The 17,569-nt window shown below is 44.3% G+C and carries 15 protein-coding genes; 5 read left to right on the top strand and 10 right to left on the bottom strand.

Annotated features, from left to right (window positions below):
• Nucleotides 1-74: 74 nt before the first annotated feature.
• A complete protein-coding gene (locus MgSA37_RS15380; RefSeq protein WP_096353126.1) occupies nt 75-764 on the top strand; it encodes an aspartate/glutamate racemase family protein in 690 nt (229 codons plus the stop codon).
• Between the two features lie 325 nt (nt 765-1,089).
• Here MgSA37_RS15380 and MgSA37_RS15375 read toward each other — a convergent pair whose 3' ends face one another.
• From MgSA37_RS15375 to glpK, 4 genes are all read right to left on the bottom strand, one after another.
• Nucleotides 1,090-1,551 carry a DUF4268 domain-containing protein gene (locus MgSA37_RS15375; RefSeq protein ID WP_096353124.1) on the bottom strand — a complete coding sequence of 154 codons (462 nt, stop codon included), beginning with the start codon at nt 1,549-1,551 and terminating at the stop codon, nt 1,090-1,092.
• Between the two features lie 248 nt (nt 1,552-1,799).
• Nucleotides 1,800-2,183 (bottom strand): GxxExxY protein, encoded by a 384-nt coding sequence (locus MgSA37_RS15370; protein WP_096353123.1) that lies wholly within the window; start codon nt 2,181-2,183, stop codon nt 1,800-1,802.
• Between the two features lie 3 nt (nt 2,184-2,186).
• Entirely contained in the window at nt 2,187-2,918 is a 732-nt protein-coding gene (locus tag MgSA37_RS15365) for an MIP/aquaporin family protein (protein WP_096353121.1), read from the bottom strand.
• 118 nt (nt 2,919-3,036) lie between these two features.
• Nucleotides 3,037-4,524, bottom strand: a complete 1,488-nt coding sequence (glpK, locus tag MgSA37_RS15360; protein ID WP_096353120.1) for a glycerol kinase GlpK — start codon at nt 4,522-4,524, stop codon at nt 3,037-3,039.
• Between the two features lie 496 nt (nt 4,525-5,020).
• Between glpK and MgSA37_RS15355 the strand changes: the two genes are divergently transcribed.
• The 3 genes from MgSA37_RS15355 (at nt 5,021) to hemA (ending at nt 7,459) form a co-directional block, all read left to right on the top strand.
• Nucleotides 5,021-5,443 (top strand): hypothetical protein, encoded by a 423-nt coding sequence (locus tag MgSA37_RS15355; RefSeq protein WP_096353118.1) that lies wholly within the window; start codon nt 5,021-5,023, stop codon nt 5,441-5,443.
• A gap of 6 nt (nt 5,444-5,449) precedes the next feature.
• Complete coding sequence (locus MgSA37_RS15350; RefSeq protein ID WP_096353117.1) at nt 5,450-6,019, top strand: globin family protein; 570 nt, start codon at nt 5,450-5,452, stop codon at nt 6,017-6,019.
• A 210-nt stretch (nt 6,020-6,229) separates the two neighbouring features.
• Nucleotides 6,230-7,459 carry a glutamyl-tRNA reductase gene (hemA, locus tag MgSA37_RS15345; protein ID WP_096353115.1) on the top strand — a complete coding sequence of 410 codons (1,230 nt, stop codon included), beginning with the start codon at nt 6,230-6,232 and terminating at the stop codon, nt 7,457-7,459.
• Nucleotides 7,460-7,465: 6 nt separating this feature from the next.
• Here the strand turns inward: hemA and MgSA37_RS15340 are convergent, their stop codons facing one another.
• Nucleotides 7,466-8,980 (bottom strand): glycerol-3-phosphate dehydrogenase/oxidase, encoded by a 1,515-nt coding sequence (locus MgSA37_RS15340; RefSeq protein WP_096357523.1) that lies wholly within the window; start codon nt 8,978-8,980, stop codon nt 7,466-7,468.
• Nucleotides 8,981-9,149: 169 nt separating this feature from the next.
• Entirely contained in the window at nt 9,150-10,040 is an 891-nt protein-coding gene (locus MgSA37_RS15335; RefSeq protein ID WP_096353114.1) for an SMP-30/gluconolactonase/LRE family protein, read from the bottom strand.
• Nucleotides 10,041-10,540: 500 nt separating this feature from the next.
• Between MgSA37_RS15335 and MgSA37_RS15330 the strand changes: the two genes are divergently transcribed.
• Entirely contained in the window at nt 10,541-12,712 is a 2,172-nt protein-coding gene (locus MgSA37_RS15330) for a glycoside hydrolase family 3 N-terminal domain-containing protein (protein ID WP_096353112.1), read from the top strand.
• 20 nt (nt 12,713-12,732) lie between these two features.
• On the opposite strand, the gene MgSA37_RS15325 is transcribed toward MgSA37_RS15330, so the two are convergent.
• The 4 genes from MgSA37_RS15325 to MgSA37_RS15315 form a co-directional block, all read right to left on the bottom strand.
• Nucleotides 12,733-13,908 (bottom strand): glycosyltransferase family 2 protein, encoded by a 1,176-nt coding sequence (locus tag MgSA37_RS15325; RefSeq protein WP_096353111.1) that lies wholly within the window; start codon nt 13,906-13,908, stop codon nt 12,733-12,735.
• Nucleotides 13,909-13,919: 11 nt separating this feature from the next.
• A complete protein-coding gene (locus MgSA37_RS15320; RefSeq protein ID WP_394365393.1) occupies nt 13,920-14,453 on the bottom strand; it encodes a glycosyltransferase family 2 protein in 534 nt (177 codons plus the stop codon).
• Between the two features lie 113 nt (nt 14,454-14,566).
• Nucleotides 14,567-14,815, bottom strand: coding sequence for a glycosyltransferase family 2 protein (locus MgSA37_RS29125; RefSeq protein WP_232010656.1), 249 nt, complete (start codon nt 14,813-14,815; stop codon nt 14,567-14,569).
• Entirely contained in the window at nt 14,812-17,499 is a 2,688-nt protein-coding gene (locus MgSA37_RS15315; RefSeq protein WP_096353109.1) for a non-ribosomal peptide synthetase, read from the bottom strand. The genes MgSA37_RS29125 and MgSA37_RS15315 overlap by 4 nt, the downstream gene beginning before the upstream one ends.
• Nucleotides 17,500-17,569: the final 70 nt, after the last annotated feature.

Here is a 17,569-nt window from a genome sequence, read left to right as displayed (position 1 = left end):
TACACGATAAATCTATTTTAAAATGGCACCAATCAAATGCCATAATCCTTAATTTGCAATCCAGACACAACACTATGAAAACACTCGGCCTCATCGGGGGCACTACCTGGGTATCTACCATTGATTATTACAGGCTCATCAACCAAAAAACCAATGAATTGCTTGGCGGTTTAAACTCTGCCAAAATTCTCCTTTATTCCGTAAATTTCGAAGAGTTCAGGCCGCCGGTCGATCCTTCAGACTGGGAAGAACTCACCGCAAAGTTTACAGCCATCGCTCAAAAGCTGGAGCATGATGGCGCCGACGGCATCGTTTTTTGCGCCAATACCCCGCATTTAATTGCCGAAGGGGTGAGGCAGAAGTTAGGCATTCCGCTGATCCATATTGCCGAAGCTGCCGCCGAAGAGATCGCCTCCCGCAATATCAAAAAAGTTGTCCTGCTGGGCACCCGGATCACGATGGAACAGGATTTCTTTAAAAACAAACTGATTGAAAAACAAATTGAAGTGCTTATCCCCGGCCCGGAAGACAGGCAACTCATCCATAACGCCATTTTCGAGGAGTTTGGCAAAGATATTTTTACCGCCAAAACCAAAGCTGAATTTCTGCGGATTATCAATGGCTTGATTGAGCAGGGAGGGGAAGGCGTGATCTTAGGGTGTACGGAATTCCCTCACCTGATAAAGCCGGAAGATTGTTCCGTACCGCTATTTGATACCACTGTACTGCATGCAAATGCGGCGGTTAAATTTGCGCTGGGTTAATTTCGTCTGAACTCGAATTTTTCGAATTAAGGAATTAACAGAATTGGCCATTAGGCAATCGCTTTTTAAATAAAACAACCGGGAGGAGGCTCCACTGGAGCCTTAATTTTCAATTTACTTTTCTATAAACACGTGACTCCTCTGGAGTCTGATATACAGGTTAGCATTAGCTCCGGAGGAGCGGCCTGTTTATAGAAAAATTTGATCCGTTTTGAGGCTCTGTAGGAGCCTCCTTTTTAAAAGCGATTGAATCGCCATGGGGAATGGAATAATGCTATTTCTTAAAATTCTTAAATTCCATGAATTCGATAAATTCGAGTTGACATTATTTGAGAGCGTCAAACCCGTCCTTCACGTCATTCCAAAACTCATCCAGCGCTATGATACGCGGTTTAAAAAAGGAAATGAGCGCGGGCCAATCGTTTTTATTGAAAATGCTTACGCCGTTGATTTGCTGGTAGATACGGCTGGTTGTTTTGCCGCTGTCATCGGTATGGTGCAGTTCCCAAAGCCATTCTTCGCCTGTAGTAGTATGCAGGATATTTTTAAACTCCAAAAACTGTTCAAAAAATAGCTCCTGTATGCCGCTGTCCGGGTGGGCAAGCTCAATACTTATGGTGGCGGTTTTTTTATCCGCTTCCATCTTAAAGTAAACGTGTTTAAGACCGGTTTTATAGTTTATCCAGTTAACCCTCAGCCCTTCGGCCGATAATTGCGGTGAAATATACTGCCCGAAGGTAGTCCAGAATGCCTGGCGGAGTTGCGATGCTTCTTCTTTACTAAACAAGCCCGAAATTTAAAAATAAATATTTCAAACCGGGTAATGCTATTCTTAAATTAATTTTCTGCAAATGCAGTTCCCTAGTAATTGTCTGATAACTATTAACTATTAACCACAATGGACACAAAGTGTTGCACTAAGTACACAACGTATATTTACCTTTTTGGCTTGTTTTTCACTTAAGATTATAAAGATTCCAATTTTTTTAGTGGTACTTGTGAAACCTTAGTGCCCCTTGTGGTTAATTATTTTGTTTAGCGCAAAGTTCCATTTATAACTCTTTTTATACCGTTTTTGATTAAAAGAACATTAAAGTTTATTAAAAAACCAAGTTTGCAATCTGATAATTTAAGATAAGTTAAAATTTGAGCCATATGAACATCGTTTAACGCATCCACAGATTTGATTTCTATAATAAACTTATTTTCAATAATTATGTCAATTCTGTAACCAACATCCAGCCGTATTTCTTCATATATTAATGGCAGCGGTTTTTGTTTTTCGATTTTGAGGCCAGTTTTATTTAATTCATAGAATAAACATTCTTGATATGTACTTTCCAAAAGACCCGGCCCCAAATGCTGATGAACTTTTAAAGCACAATCAAAAACAATTCTTGAGATTTCATTTTCGGTCATGCCTTAAACATGCAAATTCAAATACAAAATTGCCGCCAGTGCCGCGCCAGCTATCGGCCCGATAACGGGAATCCAGGCATACGCCCAATCACTTGTTCCCTTATTTTTTATGGGAACAAGAAAATGTACGATACGCGGACCAAGGTCGCGGGCAGGATTAATGGCATAGCCCGTTGTGCCGCCAAGCGATAGGCCGATCACCCAAACCAATAAAGCTACTGGCAATGCGCCGACAGAGCCCAGCCCGATAGGCGTTTTACTTGGTGTGATCTGTGCACCCGAAATATAAAAAACGGTAAATACCAACACAAAGGCGCCGATGACCTCGCTAACTATGTTTGAAACATAATTGCGGATAGCAGGCCCTGTACAAAAAACCGCTAATATAGATCCAGGCGCATTGGTACGCTGAAAGTGATCATAATACATCAGCCACACCAAAAACGCCCCCATAAATGCCCCCAGCATCTGCGCGATAATATAACCGGGAACCAAAGCCCAGGCAAACTTACCCGCAATGGCCAGCCCTATAGTTACCGCAGGGTTTAAATGTGCCCCGCTGTATGGCCCGGCAACAACTACGCCCACATATACCGCCAACCCCCAGGCCGTGGTAATAGCGATGAGGCCGCCATTGTTGCCCTTGGTGTCATTTAATAAAACATTGGCAACTACACCGTCGCCTAAAAGTATCAATAGCATGGTGCCGATCATTTCGGCCATAAATGGGGTCATTTGATTTGGGTTTATGTTGGTGATTTAATGTTAGTCTATAGTCTTGAGTCTGGCGTCCGAAGTCAAAAAACTCCAGCGGTTAGACTTAAGACTTTCGACTCGAGACTTCTGACTTATCTTAAAAGCTCCTCGCCGCGCTAACCGCCCGTTTCCAACCAGCCATGGCTTTCTCCACATCAGCGGGATCAGCGCCCGGGATAAAATCCCTTTCGGATTGCCACTGCTGCCGGATCTCCTCCACGTTTTTCCAGTAGCCAACCGCCAGCCCTGCCAAATATGCCGCACCAAGCGCGGTTGTTTCCACTATTTTCGGGCGGATCACCTTACAATTCAACAGGTCGGCCTGGAATTGCATCAGCAGGTTATTGGCCGTGGCGCCGCCATCAACCCGCAATTCCTTAATTTTTAAACCGGCATCTGCTTCCATCGCTTTTAAAACATCCACCGTTTGGAAAGCAATACTTTCAATAGCCGCCCTGGAAATATGAGCCGATGTTGAACCCCGTGTTAGGCCAACAATAGTCCCCCTTGCTTCTGAGTCCCAGTAAGGAGCCCCGAGTCCCGCAAATGCAGGAACAAAGTAAACGCCACCGGTATCTTCTACCTGCATGGCCAGGTCTTCCACCTCTGCTGAAGATCTGATAATTCCGAGACCGTCGCGCAGCCATTGCACCACGGCGCCGCCTATGAAGATACTGCCTTCAAAGGCATATTCTGTTTTCCCGTTGATCCTCCAGGCTATGGTCGTAAGCAGGTTGTTTTTTGAAGCGATAAACTGTTCGCCGATATTCATCAGCATAAAACACCCTGTACCGTAAGTGTTTTTTACCATCGCCTTATCAATACACATTTGCCCGAAAAGGGCAGCCTGCTGGTCGCCGGCAATGCCGGCAATCGGGATCTTCGACGCAAAAATAGTCGTGGCCGTTTCGCCGTAAACTTCGCTTGACTGTTTTACCTCTGGCAGCATACTGCGCGGAACGCCGAAGATCTGCAATAGCTCCTCGTCCCATTCCAGTGTTTTGATATTATACAGCATGGTGCGGCTGGCATTGGTAACATCGGTAACATGTACTTTCCCGCGGGTAAACTTCCAAACCAGCCAGCTGTCCACCGTCCCGAAAGCCAGTTTACCGGCAGCTGCCAGTTCTTTGGCGCCCTCAACATGGTTAAGGATCCAGTTTATTTTTGAAGCCGAAAAATAGGCATCGATGATCAAACCTGTTTTTGAGCGGATAGGTTCCGTTAAACCTTCATTTTTCAGGTGGTCGCAAAAGGTGGCAGTCCGCCTGTCCTGCCAGACAATGGCATTATAAACAGGCAGTCCGGTCTCGCGGTTCCAAACTATGGTGGTTTCGCGCTGGTTGGTGATACCTATGGCACTGATATTGGTGCCGTTGATCCCGAATTTGGCGGTCACTTCTGCGGCAACGCCCGCCTGCGACGACCAGATCTCGTTCGGATCATGCTCCACCCAACCTGGTTGCGGGAAAATTTGCGTGAATTCTTTTTGGGCGACAGACATGATCTGCCCCTGATGATCAAAAATAATAGCGCGCGAACTGGTAGTGCCCTGGTCTAAAGCCAAAATGTATTTCTCTTCCATAATTTAAATTGGTCGCAGGTTGGTTGGTTAAAATTAGGGAATTATTACAGATAATCAACGACAACGTCTAAATTCTCCCCTATTAGTTTTTTTGGTAAAAGCCGCCTGTTTATTGTGTACCTATCCGTCGCTCAAAATGGACGGCAATGAATTGTACGCGATGTTTCAATCATTGCCGTCGGTTTCAACCGACGGATAAAGAAGCATCAAAGTGTGGCTTTAGCCAAATTACGCCGGGTACACAAGTTCAAAATAAACAGTCAGGTAACAATGATTTGAGTTGATAGTGATCAACCGTTTCGAATTAACATAATCGGCGCAGTTGTAGTAGGATGAGACTGCAAAAATGTTGCAGTAAATCCTTACAACTTACAGGACTATCATTTTTCAGGTTTTGATAAAACCGGGGGTAGCAGGTTCTCCGTAATTGTAAGGGAAATGTCAGAAAGGGCATCTCGAATAAATCAAACTAAATAAACAATTAATCATCACTGCCATGAAAAAAAAGCTCATCAAAATCCTGCTCTACACCTTCGGGACATTTTTGTTCCTGTTCGTAGTGTTAGCTGTCCACATCTACTTTGTTTATCGCCCCGCCCCGGATGCTTACACAAAAGTGATGGCACGGATAGACATTAAACAACCCATCACACAGGACGATGCCAACAAGATATCCGCCTTTATGGTTCATCAAAAAGGGGTTGACCATGTATTGGTAAATCCGCAAACAAGTATTGTTGTTTTTACCTTCTTCCCGGTTAAAACTACCGGCGACCAGGTGGTAAGCAATTTTAAGGCTCATTTCCCTTACAAAGCCGACCGTTTTATGGCAACAGCCGAAAATCTCAAACACAGCTGCCCGGTGGCAGCATCTTCTTACACATATAAAATTTATAAAGTAATCACAAAAGTAATTTAAAACCCTATGAAAAAGTTAACATTCCTACCCATCGCCCTTGCCGCATTTTTTTGTGTTCTGTTGATCGAATCATGCAGCAAAAATTCAAGTACCACGCCTGTAAAAACCACCATCGGAACCACCCTGTATGACACTTTAGGCGGCACAACATTGGTTGCCGATCCGACACATGCGGGTGCAATGATCGAGAAGGGCCGTTTATCTATCCGCAATGTAATCGACAGTACTATTTTTGTCATCGCTGCCGATAGCAAAATCAATGGCCACTTTACCGTATTGCTTTCGGAAGTTACCAAAGGCGATCTGTCAGGTTTTACCGACTTGAGCGAAAATCTTACCACGTTCGTGGCGGGCGCTACCGGCGCTAAGGATTTTATCTATATCGGGTTGAATATGCACGATGCACATAATCCGGCTACAAACGACCGCATGAACGGCAAAGCTACCAATGCTGATTTTGATGCTTTTGTGGCCGACCTGGTGGCAGGGGCCAATAAAAATAAAGTTCCTTCAAGCATCATTAATTCGCTTGGGAAGATTGTAGAATCGTTAAGGACTACCGTTGTTCAAATGTAATTTGATATGAGTTAGTAATTGATTAGTTTATTGTTTGACAAGGCCCGGAAATATTTTCCGGGCCTGTTTTTTTAAATAATATTTCGGTAATCCTTCAAATAAGTCCCTAAATACACAATAAACCAACTAAATGACAGTTAATTGACAATAATATTTATATCCCGGACATCCGTATTAACTTTTATTGCGTTATTAGTTTAAAGTAAAAAAATGGAAATAAATCGCCCCGTTAATATTTCAAATTTCTTTATTGCCGGCATCAACTATAAAAAAACAGATGCAGGCACAAGGGGGCAATTTGCTGTTAATAACGAACAGTATGAAGCTATTTTTCATATTGCTCCTTCCTTTGAGCTGGATTCTTTTTTCATTATTTCCACCTGTAACCGTACCGAGATCTACGGCTTTGCCGATAGGCCGGAACAACTCATCAATTTGCTATGTACCCAAACATCAGGTACGGCCCAAGCCTTTAAAAGTTTAGCCTATATTAAGAATGGCGAAAAGGCATTAGACCATTTATTTAATGTAGGAGCGGGGCTTGATTCGCAGATCCTGGGTGACTACGAGATCATTGGCCAGATAAAACAAGCAGTCAAACTTGCGCGTGAACGAGGTTTTATCAATTGCTTTTTAGACCGTTTGGTGAATTGTGTCTTACAAACTTCAAAAACCATCAAAAATGATACAGCCTTAAGTGGCGGCACGGTATCGGTTTCGTTTGCTGCGGTGCAATACATCAAATCGCATTTTCAAAATATTACTGATAAAAAAATATTGCTGGTAGGCACAGGCAAAATAGGCCGGAATACCTGCAAAAACCTGGTTGATTATTTAGGTACAACCAATATTACGCTGGTTAACCGGTCCGAAGAAAAAGCAGTTCAACTTGCTGCTGAATTAAATTTAAAACATGCCCCCATCAATGATTTGGAAGCATGTATAGCAGATGCCGATATTATACTAACCGCCACAAGCGCAACTGAACCCACTATTTTAAGCGCACATTTAAAAGATAAAGGGGAGAAGCTAATCATTGATCTTTCTGTCCCCAACAACGTCGAAAGTTCGGTAAAAGGGATGGCTGGGATTACTTTAATCAATGTAGATGAACTGGGAAAACTAAAAGATGAAACGCTGCAAAAAAGAGAAGCGGAAGCCCCGAAAGCAAAAATGATCATTGCGGAGCAGATGGCAGAGTTTATGGACTGGCACCAGATGCGTAAAAACGCACCTGCGTTAAAGGCTATCAAAACTAAGCTGAACCAAATCTCGGCGGAACAACAGTTCGCTGTAAAAACTGCAGGCGTTTGTCCGCTGGTAAAAATTGAGGTTAAGATTCAGCGGGTGATCAACAGCATCGCAGCAAAAATGCGTGCTCATAACCGCCAGGGTTGTCATTATATCGAAGCTATTAACGAGTTTATGAATGCCGGATGAGCGTGTTTATAGCAGGTAGCCTTTGGCCAATTTAATAAATTCGTCGGCCTGGCTTACTTCCCAATTTTTATCTTTTTTTAGTTCGATGGCCATTAAGCCGGCTACAACCGGCGCCATTTCCATAGCGGCTCTGGCATCCAGGAAAAGCACCCTCACCCGCCTTGCAAGCACATCTTCAACCGTCCGGGCCATTTCATAGCGCAGGGCCCAAACTACTTCGGCTTTGATATAATCTAAATCAGGATGCAATTTTTCTGCCCATTCCGGATTTTCGTTAATCAGATCAAGTAAAGCATCCCTGTCGCTGCCATAAACATACAGGTGATCGGCGCGGTCGACATCTTTAATGTTTCCATGGATCGGTAAGTTCGTCGTCATACATTTTCGCATATCAAGCCCGGCGGTTTCAATCGCATTATCAACGGTGTCCTGCGCCATACGGCGATAGGTGGTCCATTTACCCCCGGTAATGGTGATCAACCCGGATGCAGAAACGATGATTTTATGCCTGCGCGAGATCTCTTTGGTGCCCTTTTTGCCTTCCTGCGGTGCAGCCAAAGGGCGTAACCCGGCAAATACGCTCAGCACATCTTTTCGTTCGGGCGCGTTGGTTAAATACCTGCTTACATTCCGCATCACGAAACCGATCTCCTCTTCAAGCGCCCTCGGTTCAAGGCTATGTTCATCGACGGGTGTATCCGTAGTGCCAATTAATAGTTTTCCATGCCATGGCACCGCAAAAAGTACCCGCCCATCATCCGTTTCGGGGATCATCAATGCATCATCCCCCGGCATAAACGACTTATCGAGCACAATATGAATCCCCTGGCTAGGCCTGACCAGCGGTTTTTTATGTGGTTCGTCCTGCTGCATCAGTTCATCCACAAAAACCCCCGTAGCGTTAATCACCGCTTTGCTTTTGATTTGATAAGCTACGCCGGTTTCCATATCCGTTGCCCAAACACCGGTAGTTTTGCCCCCCGCTTTTAGTAAACCGGTAACTTTAAAATAGTTTAAAACGGTTGCGCCCTGCTCCAAACAGGTTTGGGCAAGGTTGATCGCCAGCCGCGCATCGTCAAACTGCCCGTCGTGGTAAACTACGCCGCCATAAAGGCCCTGTTGTTTGATGCCCGGCAACCTGTCAATGGTTTCCTTTTTTGAGATATGTTTTGATCGCCCGAAACTCAGTTTCCCGGCCAGCAGGTCATATAAAGTTAAGCCGAAAGAATAGTAGGCTCCTTTCCACCATTGGTAATTCGGAATAATAAATGATTCATTTTTTACCAGGTGTGCGGCATTTTTTAAAAGCAGGCCGCGTTCGTACAAAGCCTCTCTCACCAAACCAATATCACCCTGCGCCAAATACCGCACGCCCCCATGCACCAGTTTAGTGCTGCGGCTGGACGTACCTTTAGCGAAATCGGCCTGTTCCAGAAGTAGGGTGTTATAGCCGCGTGATGCTGCATCTAAAGCGGTGCCCAAACCTGTTGCACCCCCGCCAACGATGATGACATCCCAGATTTTATCGGGGTTATTGAGGGCGCAGGTTAGCTTTTCACGATGGATAACGGGCACAATATTGGGATTATTCGGTGTCTGCAATTTAGCCAAAGAAAATAGAAACAAGCAACTCAATCAACCTAATCTAACTCACCCGATAGCTATCGGGTTAACTTAATCAACCAATTCCTCATTCCACCCCCTTCACATTCATCTTCACTATATAGATCGCCTTCGAAGCCGTGATGAATAAAACATCCTTATTCGCCCCGCCGAAACACAAATTGGCCGTCCATGGTTCAGGGATTTCGATCTGGCCTATCTTTTTTCCTTCGGAATCATAAATGGTTACGCCCTTGCCGGTGAGGTAAACATTGCCGTTTTCATCCAGCGTCATCCCGTCCGATCCCTGTTCAATAAACAGTTTCCGGTCGCTAAGGGTGCCATTTTTGTTGATGGTGTATTTATAGGTTTTATTGTCGGCAATATCCGCTACATACAAGTATTTGCCATCAGTGGTACCCACAATGCCATTGGGTTTTTTAACGTCGGCATCCACAATAATGGGCTGGGTTTTCCCTTTTGGCAGGTAATAAACCTTTTCGCCGTCCAGGTCGGGTTTGGTGCGGGTCCACCAGGGGCGCTGGTAATAGGGGTCGGTCATGTAAATGCCGCCTTTGTTATCTATCCAAATATCATTCGGCCCGTTCATCATGTGACCCTGGTAATCCGTTAGCAGTACTTTTACTTTTTTGTTTGGGCTGATAGACCACAACTGTTCATGTTCGTCCGCGCAGGTAACCAGGTTGCCTTTTTTATCAAAATACATCCCGTTGGATCGGCCCGTGCTATCCATAAATATGGTCAGTTTACCGTCGGTACTGTATTCCCAGATCTTATTATTAGGCTGGTCTGTAAAAAATACGTTCCCTTTTTTATCTACCGACGCGCCTTCTGTAAAAGCAAATTGTTTGGAGATGAGCTGCGGTTTATTGGTAGTATCATAGGGGGCCTGCTGTGCGATAGCGCTGGTTGCGACAATCGTTAAGCACAAGCCAAGCGTTATTTTGTAAATATTCATTTTTATATGTTTTTGGGTATCCTATCTTTAAGGTACTTTATTGGTTGCGCTAATGTAAATGTTTTACGGTAGAATACCGTAGAGACGCGATGCTTCGCGTCTCTAAAACGGTGGGCAGTAAATTCGGACGGTAAATTATTAATGATAGTGTCGTGTCAACCATAAATTTACCAATCGTGAATCTACAAATTCATTGAACACAAAAAGCACAAAAGGGTTTACAAAAAGTTTACACATTTAAGTTTTTTTATTTTGTAAATGTCTAATAATAAATTATTTATATGTTTACGCAATGAAATTGGGTTTACACTATTTTAAAAAATTTCCTCCTTGAATTTTTTAAGTTGTTCTGATTTAGCCTGAAAGTCAATTTATTAATGACATGACACTGGCTGAATTTGCGTATGGCCCGGAAGGTGGGAGACGCGATGCATCGCGTCTCTACGAAATTGGTATTTTATCTCTTAACTGTTACAAAAACATTTAAATTAGCGCCGGCTATGAAAATTAAATTAACAACGCTTGTCTATCTACTGGTTTGCCTGTCATTTTTACCGGTTTTTTTAAAAGCCCAGGATAAATTAGTTTATAAAGACCCATCTCAACCCATCGATTCCCGCGTAAAAGACCTGGTATCCCGATTAACCTTAGAAGAAAAAGTTTCCCTGCTTGGTTACCAGAGTAAAGCCGTACCACGGTTGGGCATCCCTGCCTACAACTGGTGGAACGAAGCGCTGCACGGCGTTGCAAGGGCAGGCGAGGCTACTATTTTTCCGCAGGCTATTGGCATGGCGGCTACGTTTAATGACGACCTGCTTAAACAGGAATCAACCATCATATCTACTGAAGCAAGGGCGAAATATAACCTGGCCGTAGCCAAAGATAAACGCATTCAATACATGGGACTTACCTTCTGGACGCCCAATATCAATATCTTCCGCGACCCACGCTGGGGCAGGGGACAGGAGACTTATGGCGAGGACCCGTTTTTAACCGCTACCATGGGTTCGGCGTTTGTAAAGGGTATGCAGGGCGATGATCCGCGCTATTTAAAAGCATCGGCAACAGCCAAACATTTTGCAGTACACAGTGGCCCCGAAGCTACAAGGGATAAGTTTGATGCTATAGTTGATGAAAAAGACCTGCGCGAAACATATTTGTATGCCTTCCACACGCTGGTAACCAATGGCGTTGAATCGGTAATGAGCGCCTATAACCGTGTTAACGGTATGCCCAATTCTATCAACAAAATGTTGCTGAGCGATATTTTAAGGAAGGAGTGGGGTTTTAAAGGCCATGTAGTTACCGATTGCGGCGCGCTTAATGATGTTTACGAAACACATAAAACATTGCCCGGCCCGGTGGAAACGGCCGCTGCGGCCATTAAAGCAGGCATCGACCTGGATTGTTCTACTGTTTTGCAGGAGGACGCGATTAATGCGGTAAAAAAGGGTTTGTTGACCGAAAAAGAGATCGACGGCGCCCTTTCGCGCATTTTGCGCACCGAATTTAAACTCGGTTTTTATGACGACCCGACATTGAACCCTTACCATGCCTACGGCGCCGATAGTGTACACAATGATGCTCACATTGCATTGGCTCGTAAAGCGGCACAGCAAAGTATGGTGCTCCTCAAAAATGACAACAATATCTTACCATTGAATAAAAACACGCTGGGCAGCATGATGGTGATCGGCCCTAATGCGGGTGCAATTGACCCAATGGTAGGCAATTACCATGGTACCAGCGGTAAAGTAGTAAACTTTGTAGAAGGGATCACAAAAACGCTTGGCCCAGGTACACGGGTGGAATATGATTTGGGCTGCGATTATAAAGATACTGTACATTTTGGCGGGACCTGGGCAGCCGGCAATGCCGAAGCAACAATAGCGGTGATTGGCCTGTCGCCGGTATTGGAAGGCGAAGCCGGGGATGCCTTTCTTTCGGAATCAGGCGGTGATAAAAAGAGTTTAAGCCTGCCGGCGAGCGAAATTAAGTTTATGAAGGAATTGCGCAAAAGCTGCCAGCATAAACCAATCATTGCGGTGATAACTGCCGGCAGTGATGTAGATATCGACGCTATTGCCCCTTATGCTGATGCCGTGATCATGGCCTGGTATCCGGGTGAGCAAGGCGGCAACGCGCTTGCGGATCTTGTTTTTGGCGATGTTTCGCCATCCGGCCATTTGCCGCTTACTTTTTATAAGGCCTTAAGCAATGTGCCAGATTATAGTGACTATAACATGAAAGGCCGCACCTATCGTTATTACAATGGCCCGATGCAATACCCGTTTGGTTTCGGGTTGAGTTATACAACTTTCAATTATGAGCTAAAAAACGGACCCAAAGAAAAATATAAACTAAAGGATACCATCACTACAGATATCCAGGTAAAAAACACAGGTAATATGGATGGAGATGAAGTGGTGCAGGCCTATATCGAGTATCCGCAAATTGACCGCATGCCGGTTAAAGAGCTAAAAACCTTTAAAAGAGTTTCGGTAACCAAAGGCGGCACGCAAACCGTTAGTATAAAAATACCGGTAGGGGAACTTCAAAAATGGGATATGTCAACCCATAGCTGGAAATTATACCCTGGAAATTATAAACTGGTTTTGGGCAGCAGCTCTGCGGATGAGAAATTGGGATTAACGTTTTCAGTGAACAAATAAACAATTCAGTAAGAGAATCATTATTGCTTTCGTTGGGCTTTTTCCCACATGGCGCTTTGTTTTTTGGTGAAGAAACGGATGATGCCCATCAGCACGGCATAGTTCATTACGCAAAAATAATAGGGGATAAAAAGCACTTTGATACGGATCTGCCTTTTTTCCATAATAAAGCCGGTGAGGGCAAGTGCGTAAAAAAATACCTCGCCAACCAATATTACCTTAAAGAAAATATCATCAGGGCGCAATGCTAAAAGCACATTTAAAACAAATACCAGGATAAGCAGGAATGGTGTAACCGTCCACCTTAAAACCCGGTGGCTGATGTACTGAAATGATAGAACCGGGTATCTAAACGGGTTAAAAAGGCTTTTTAGGCGTAAAATAGATTGGATGCCACCGGCGGCGATCCTGATTTTTCTTTTCAACTCTTCAGTTACATTTTCTGATGCGGTCTCCAGCGCATAGGCTTGTGGTTCATATACAATACGGTAGCCCTGTAAAGCGATCAGCATCGAGATCATAAAATCATCCAGTACCGTATCTGGCTCAACATCCCTGTATAGCGAACGTCTTACACTAAACAGTTCCCCGGCGGCTCCAACCACCGAATACAATTCAGAATCCCATTTCTTCAAAGCCGATTCATATTTCCAGTAAAAACCTTCGCCTGCCGCGCTGGCGTCGGCGTTTTCGTCTATCTGCACCCTTTTTTCACCGGCTACAGCGCCAACTGTTTCATCGGTATAATGCCTGCAGATATTGATGATCGCTTCGGGGTTCAAAAAGGTATTGGCATCCGTAAAAACAACTATTTCGGTATCTACAAATTCCATGGCACGGTGTACCGCAGCAATTTTACCGGCCCGGGTATCCTGGTGCAAAAGTTGGATCTGGGGGTAATGCTTTACAATTTCAACCGTTTTATCAGTCGAACCGTCTGTAATTATTACAAATTTCAATTTTCCCGGCGGATACTTTAACTCAAGGCAGTTTTTTATTTTTTCTTCAATAAAATGCTCCTCATTATAGGCGGCCACTACCAGGGTGCATTGCGGCAGCAAATTATTTAACGGGGTAACCGTGGCCGGTTTACCTTTTATCAACCTCCTTAACCTGATAATAATGTATAACAGGATGCCATATCCCATAAAAGTATAGAAAATAACAAACAAGCTTAACCAAAAAGTAAGTTTCATCAGAGCGGGGTTTAATGGTATCCCAAATCTTTGCTGTTTTTATTGTGGGTCAGATTCCACCAGACAGCTTGAATAAGGGCAGATATATAATTGTAGTTTTTCGCCTTAATGTAGTTGACCACATTGCGTGGTACAACCATCAGTATAAAATAAAAATAGAAAATAATTTTCTTAAAAAAAGGGGCATTCCGGCGGATAAACAATATCCGGTTGCGGTTCATAAAATATTCCTTCAGCCTGCTGTTTTTGCCGACAGAAACCGATTCTTTATGATAGATGAGTGCATCAGTACAAACCCAGGCCTGGTAACCCGCCCGTTTGATATGTTCGCCCCAGTCAAGTTCTTCATAGTATAAAAAGAAATTTTCATTCATTATACCGGCTTTTTCAATAGCTGTTTTTCTTACCATCATGGCTGCGCCGTGGCAATAGGCAGTAGGGGCGGTAATATGGTCGTATTGTCCTTCATCGTTTTCGCGCAGGCCAATACAACTGTTACGCCCGGTATAATAATTCAGTGGGGTATAGCCCGCGTACTGTATCATCCCCTTATTGTAAAAGTATTTTATTTTGGGTGATACCATCCCAACTTCCGGATGTGTATCCAATACTTCAGCCAGCTTTTCAACCAGGCCGGGTGTAAATTCTGTATCGTTATTTACAAAAAAAGATAGTCTCCGGCAGCTTGTTTTATGCCCAGGTTATTGCCGCCGGCAAAGCCGAGATTTTTTTCGGAGCGGATGAATTTTACGGTGGGGTATTTTGCCTGTAATTGTGATGAAGCATCTTTTTCACTGCCGTTATCAACTACGATTACCTCAAGATCTTCGATAGCCGGTATGGTGGCTAACAGTTCTTCAGTAACCCCGGGCTGGTTAAAATTTACCGTAATAACAGATACTTTCATGATTTGGATTCGGATACCCTGTCGAGGCATTGCTGCAATACTACGGCAAACTCTTTATCATTTGGCGGGGCGAAAATAGTATTGTGCTCGCCCGGGATGTCATGCACATTTACCCCCTTTAATGCAAACTCGCGCCATCCCAGGTATTTAAAATCCGACATGTAAAAAGTTCTTTTCAGCGCCCTGAACAAGTCAACCTTAATATCTAAAGGTTTTTGCAGGTAATTCCGTTTAGCTTTAGCACTGGCCTCATCAATCTCATTATCATAGGCAAAAAAACCCTCCCGTTTTTCTTCCTTTCCGGATAGCTTCCAGAAAAGCCGGATGATGCGCCGTTTGATAACCGTGGTTTTATATTCGAATGTTCTTTTAGGGTCCTGCGCAAATAAAACAAAACTATAAAGGAATTTCATGATAAAAAGCCAGATCCGGTTAACCGTTCTTTTAAAAGCGGGATCGTAGATATCGGTTTGTTTGGCATAAGTATCAAATACTGCCAGCATTTTTACTTCTTTACCCATTTGCGTTAACTGGTGGGCCATCTCGTAAGCGATGGTGCCGCCCAGGGAGTATCCTGCCAGCGCGTAGGGGCCTGTGGGATTTTGGGCTATGATCTCTGCAATATAATTGCCCGCAATGTCTTCCATCACATCCAGCGGCTCATCAATGCCGTTAAGGCCTTTGGCCTGCAGTCCGTACACCGGTTGTTCTTCATCCATATTCATGGCGAGCGCATTGAATAACAATACGTTTAAGCCAGCCCCATGGACGATATACAGTGGCATTTTTGAACCTTTCGGTTTAATGGGCACCAATGATTCCCAGGTAATTGATTTTGCATCAACATTTAGCCTTAATGCTAATTTTTCGATGGTCGAATGCTCAAAAAGAGTAGCCAGCGGCAGGCGTTTGCCGGTAACTTTTTCAATCCGCGCCATGATCTGTACTGCAACCAGCGAACGTCCGCCCAGGGCAAAGAAATTATCAAAAATGCTGATCTTTTCAAGTCCCATCAGTTCCTGCCATATTTCGGCAAGTTGTTTTTCAACATCTGTTCGTGGGGCAACGTATTCGCCCGAGCGGCTTATTTGATTATAATCAGGTTTCGGTAATGCTTTCCGGTCGGTTTTTCCGTTTGGCGTAATAGGGATAGCCTCAAGTAAAACAAAATCATCCGGAACCATATATTCAGGCAGCACGGTCATTAATGCTTCCTGCCATGGCCCGGTAAGCAATGCAGGTGTTGCGCCCTCGTTGCCGGCAGCCAGCACTACGTAGCCCACCAAACGCGGGTCGCCGGGTGTGTCTTCCCGCGCTATTACAACTGCTTCCTTAACATTATCCTGTTTTATAAGGGCGTGCTCAATTTCTTCCAGCTCAATACGGTAGCCGCGCACCTTCACCTGGTGGTCGATCCTGCCAAGACATTGTATTTCGCCGTTTGCGTTAATCTTCCCGAGGTCGCCTGTACGGTAAAGCATGTTTCCCGGAATCCCCGAGAAAGGGTCGTGAATAAATTTTTCAGCGGTCAGGTCGGGCCTGTTAAGGTAGCCTTTGGCAACACCTTCGCCGCCGATAAGTAATTCGCCAATTTCACCATCGGGCAGGTTATTTAATTTTTCATCTGCAATATAAACCTGTGTGTTGGCTATCGGCTTGCCAATTGTTATGTTCTCGTCAGTCTCAATTAGTTTTACAGTACTCCAAATGGTGGTTTCTGTCGGGCCGTACATGTTCCACAACGCGCTGCTGCGCGCCGTAAGCTTATTCACCAAATCTTTCGGCAACGCTTCGCCGCCGCATAAAATTTTTATGGGCAGCAATTCCTCCCAGCCTGCTTCCAGCATCATGCGCCAGGTATAAGGGGTAGCCTGCATGAATGTAACCTCCTGGTCCCGTACAAGGTCAAACAGTAAACGGCCATCTTTTGAGGTATCTGAATTTGACAAAATGAGTTCCGCACCGCAGATCAGTGGCAGGTAAAGTTCAAGACCGGCAATGTCAAATGAAATGGTAGTAACTGCCAGTATTTTGTCGTCAGCGGTCATTCCCGGTTCTTTTTGCATGCTCAGCAAAAAATTAACCAGGTTATAATGTCGTATTTGTACTCCCTTTGGTTTCCCGGTTGATCCGGATGTATACAGGATGTAGGCCAGTTCATCGGTGCTGAAATCAACCTCAGGCTCTTCGGCGCTGTAGTTATTCAATTGATCCAGGGCATCCTCAATTAATATCTCCTTAGCAGCGGAGGAAAAATGATTTTGATATTTTTTTGAAGTCAGCAATACTTTTGCTGACGAATCCTCCAGCATAAATTCGATCCTGTCTTTTGGATATTCAGGGTCAAGCGGAACATAGGCAGCGCCTGATTTCAATATCGCCAGCAGCGAAATGATCATTTCCGGCGAACGGTCAAGCGCAAGGCCGACTACGTCCCCCGTTTTTATTTGATGATCAATTAACAGGCGGGCAAGTTTGTTTGAATTTTCGTACAGGTTTTTATAGGTTAAACTGCGTTCATGAAATTTTAAGGCAGTTTTACCGGCATACTGTCGTGCGCATTTATTCAGAAAATAAGGGAGGCTTTTTTCTTTAGGGTAATCCATCAGGGTATCGTTCAAGCTATTCTTATTTTCCATCTGTACCTGGCTGCTCATATTCTCTTGATCATTGAATTCCATCATTTATTTATATCACACTTTTTCGGCTTCCGTGCCACTTGCCTGTTGTGTAACGGCTTATTGCGTTTATACG

This window comes from Mucilaginibacter gotjawali, assembly GCF_002355435.1.
In the GTDB taxonomy this organism is placed as follows: Bacteria; Bacteroidota; Bacteroidia; order Sphingobacteriales; family Sphingobacteriaceae; genus Mucilaginibacter; species Mucilaginibacter gotjawali.
The sequence above is the reverse complement of the archived record's forward strand: the minus strand, read 5'-3'. Positions and strand labels throughout refer to the sequence as shown.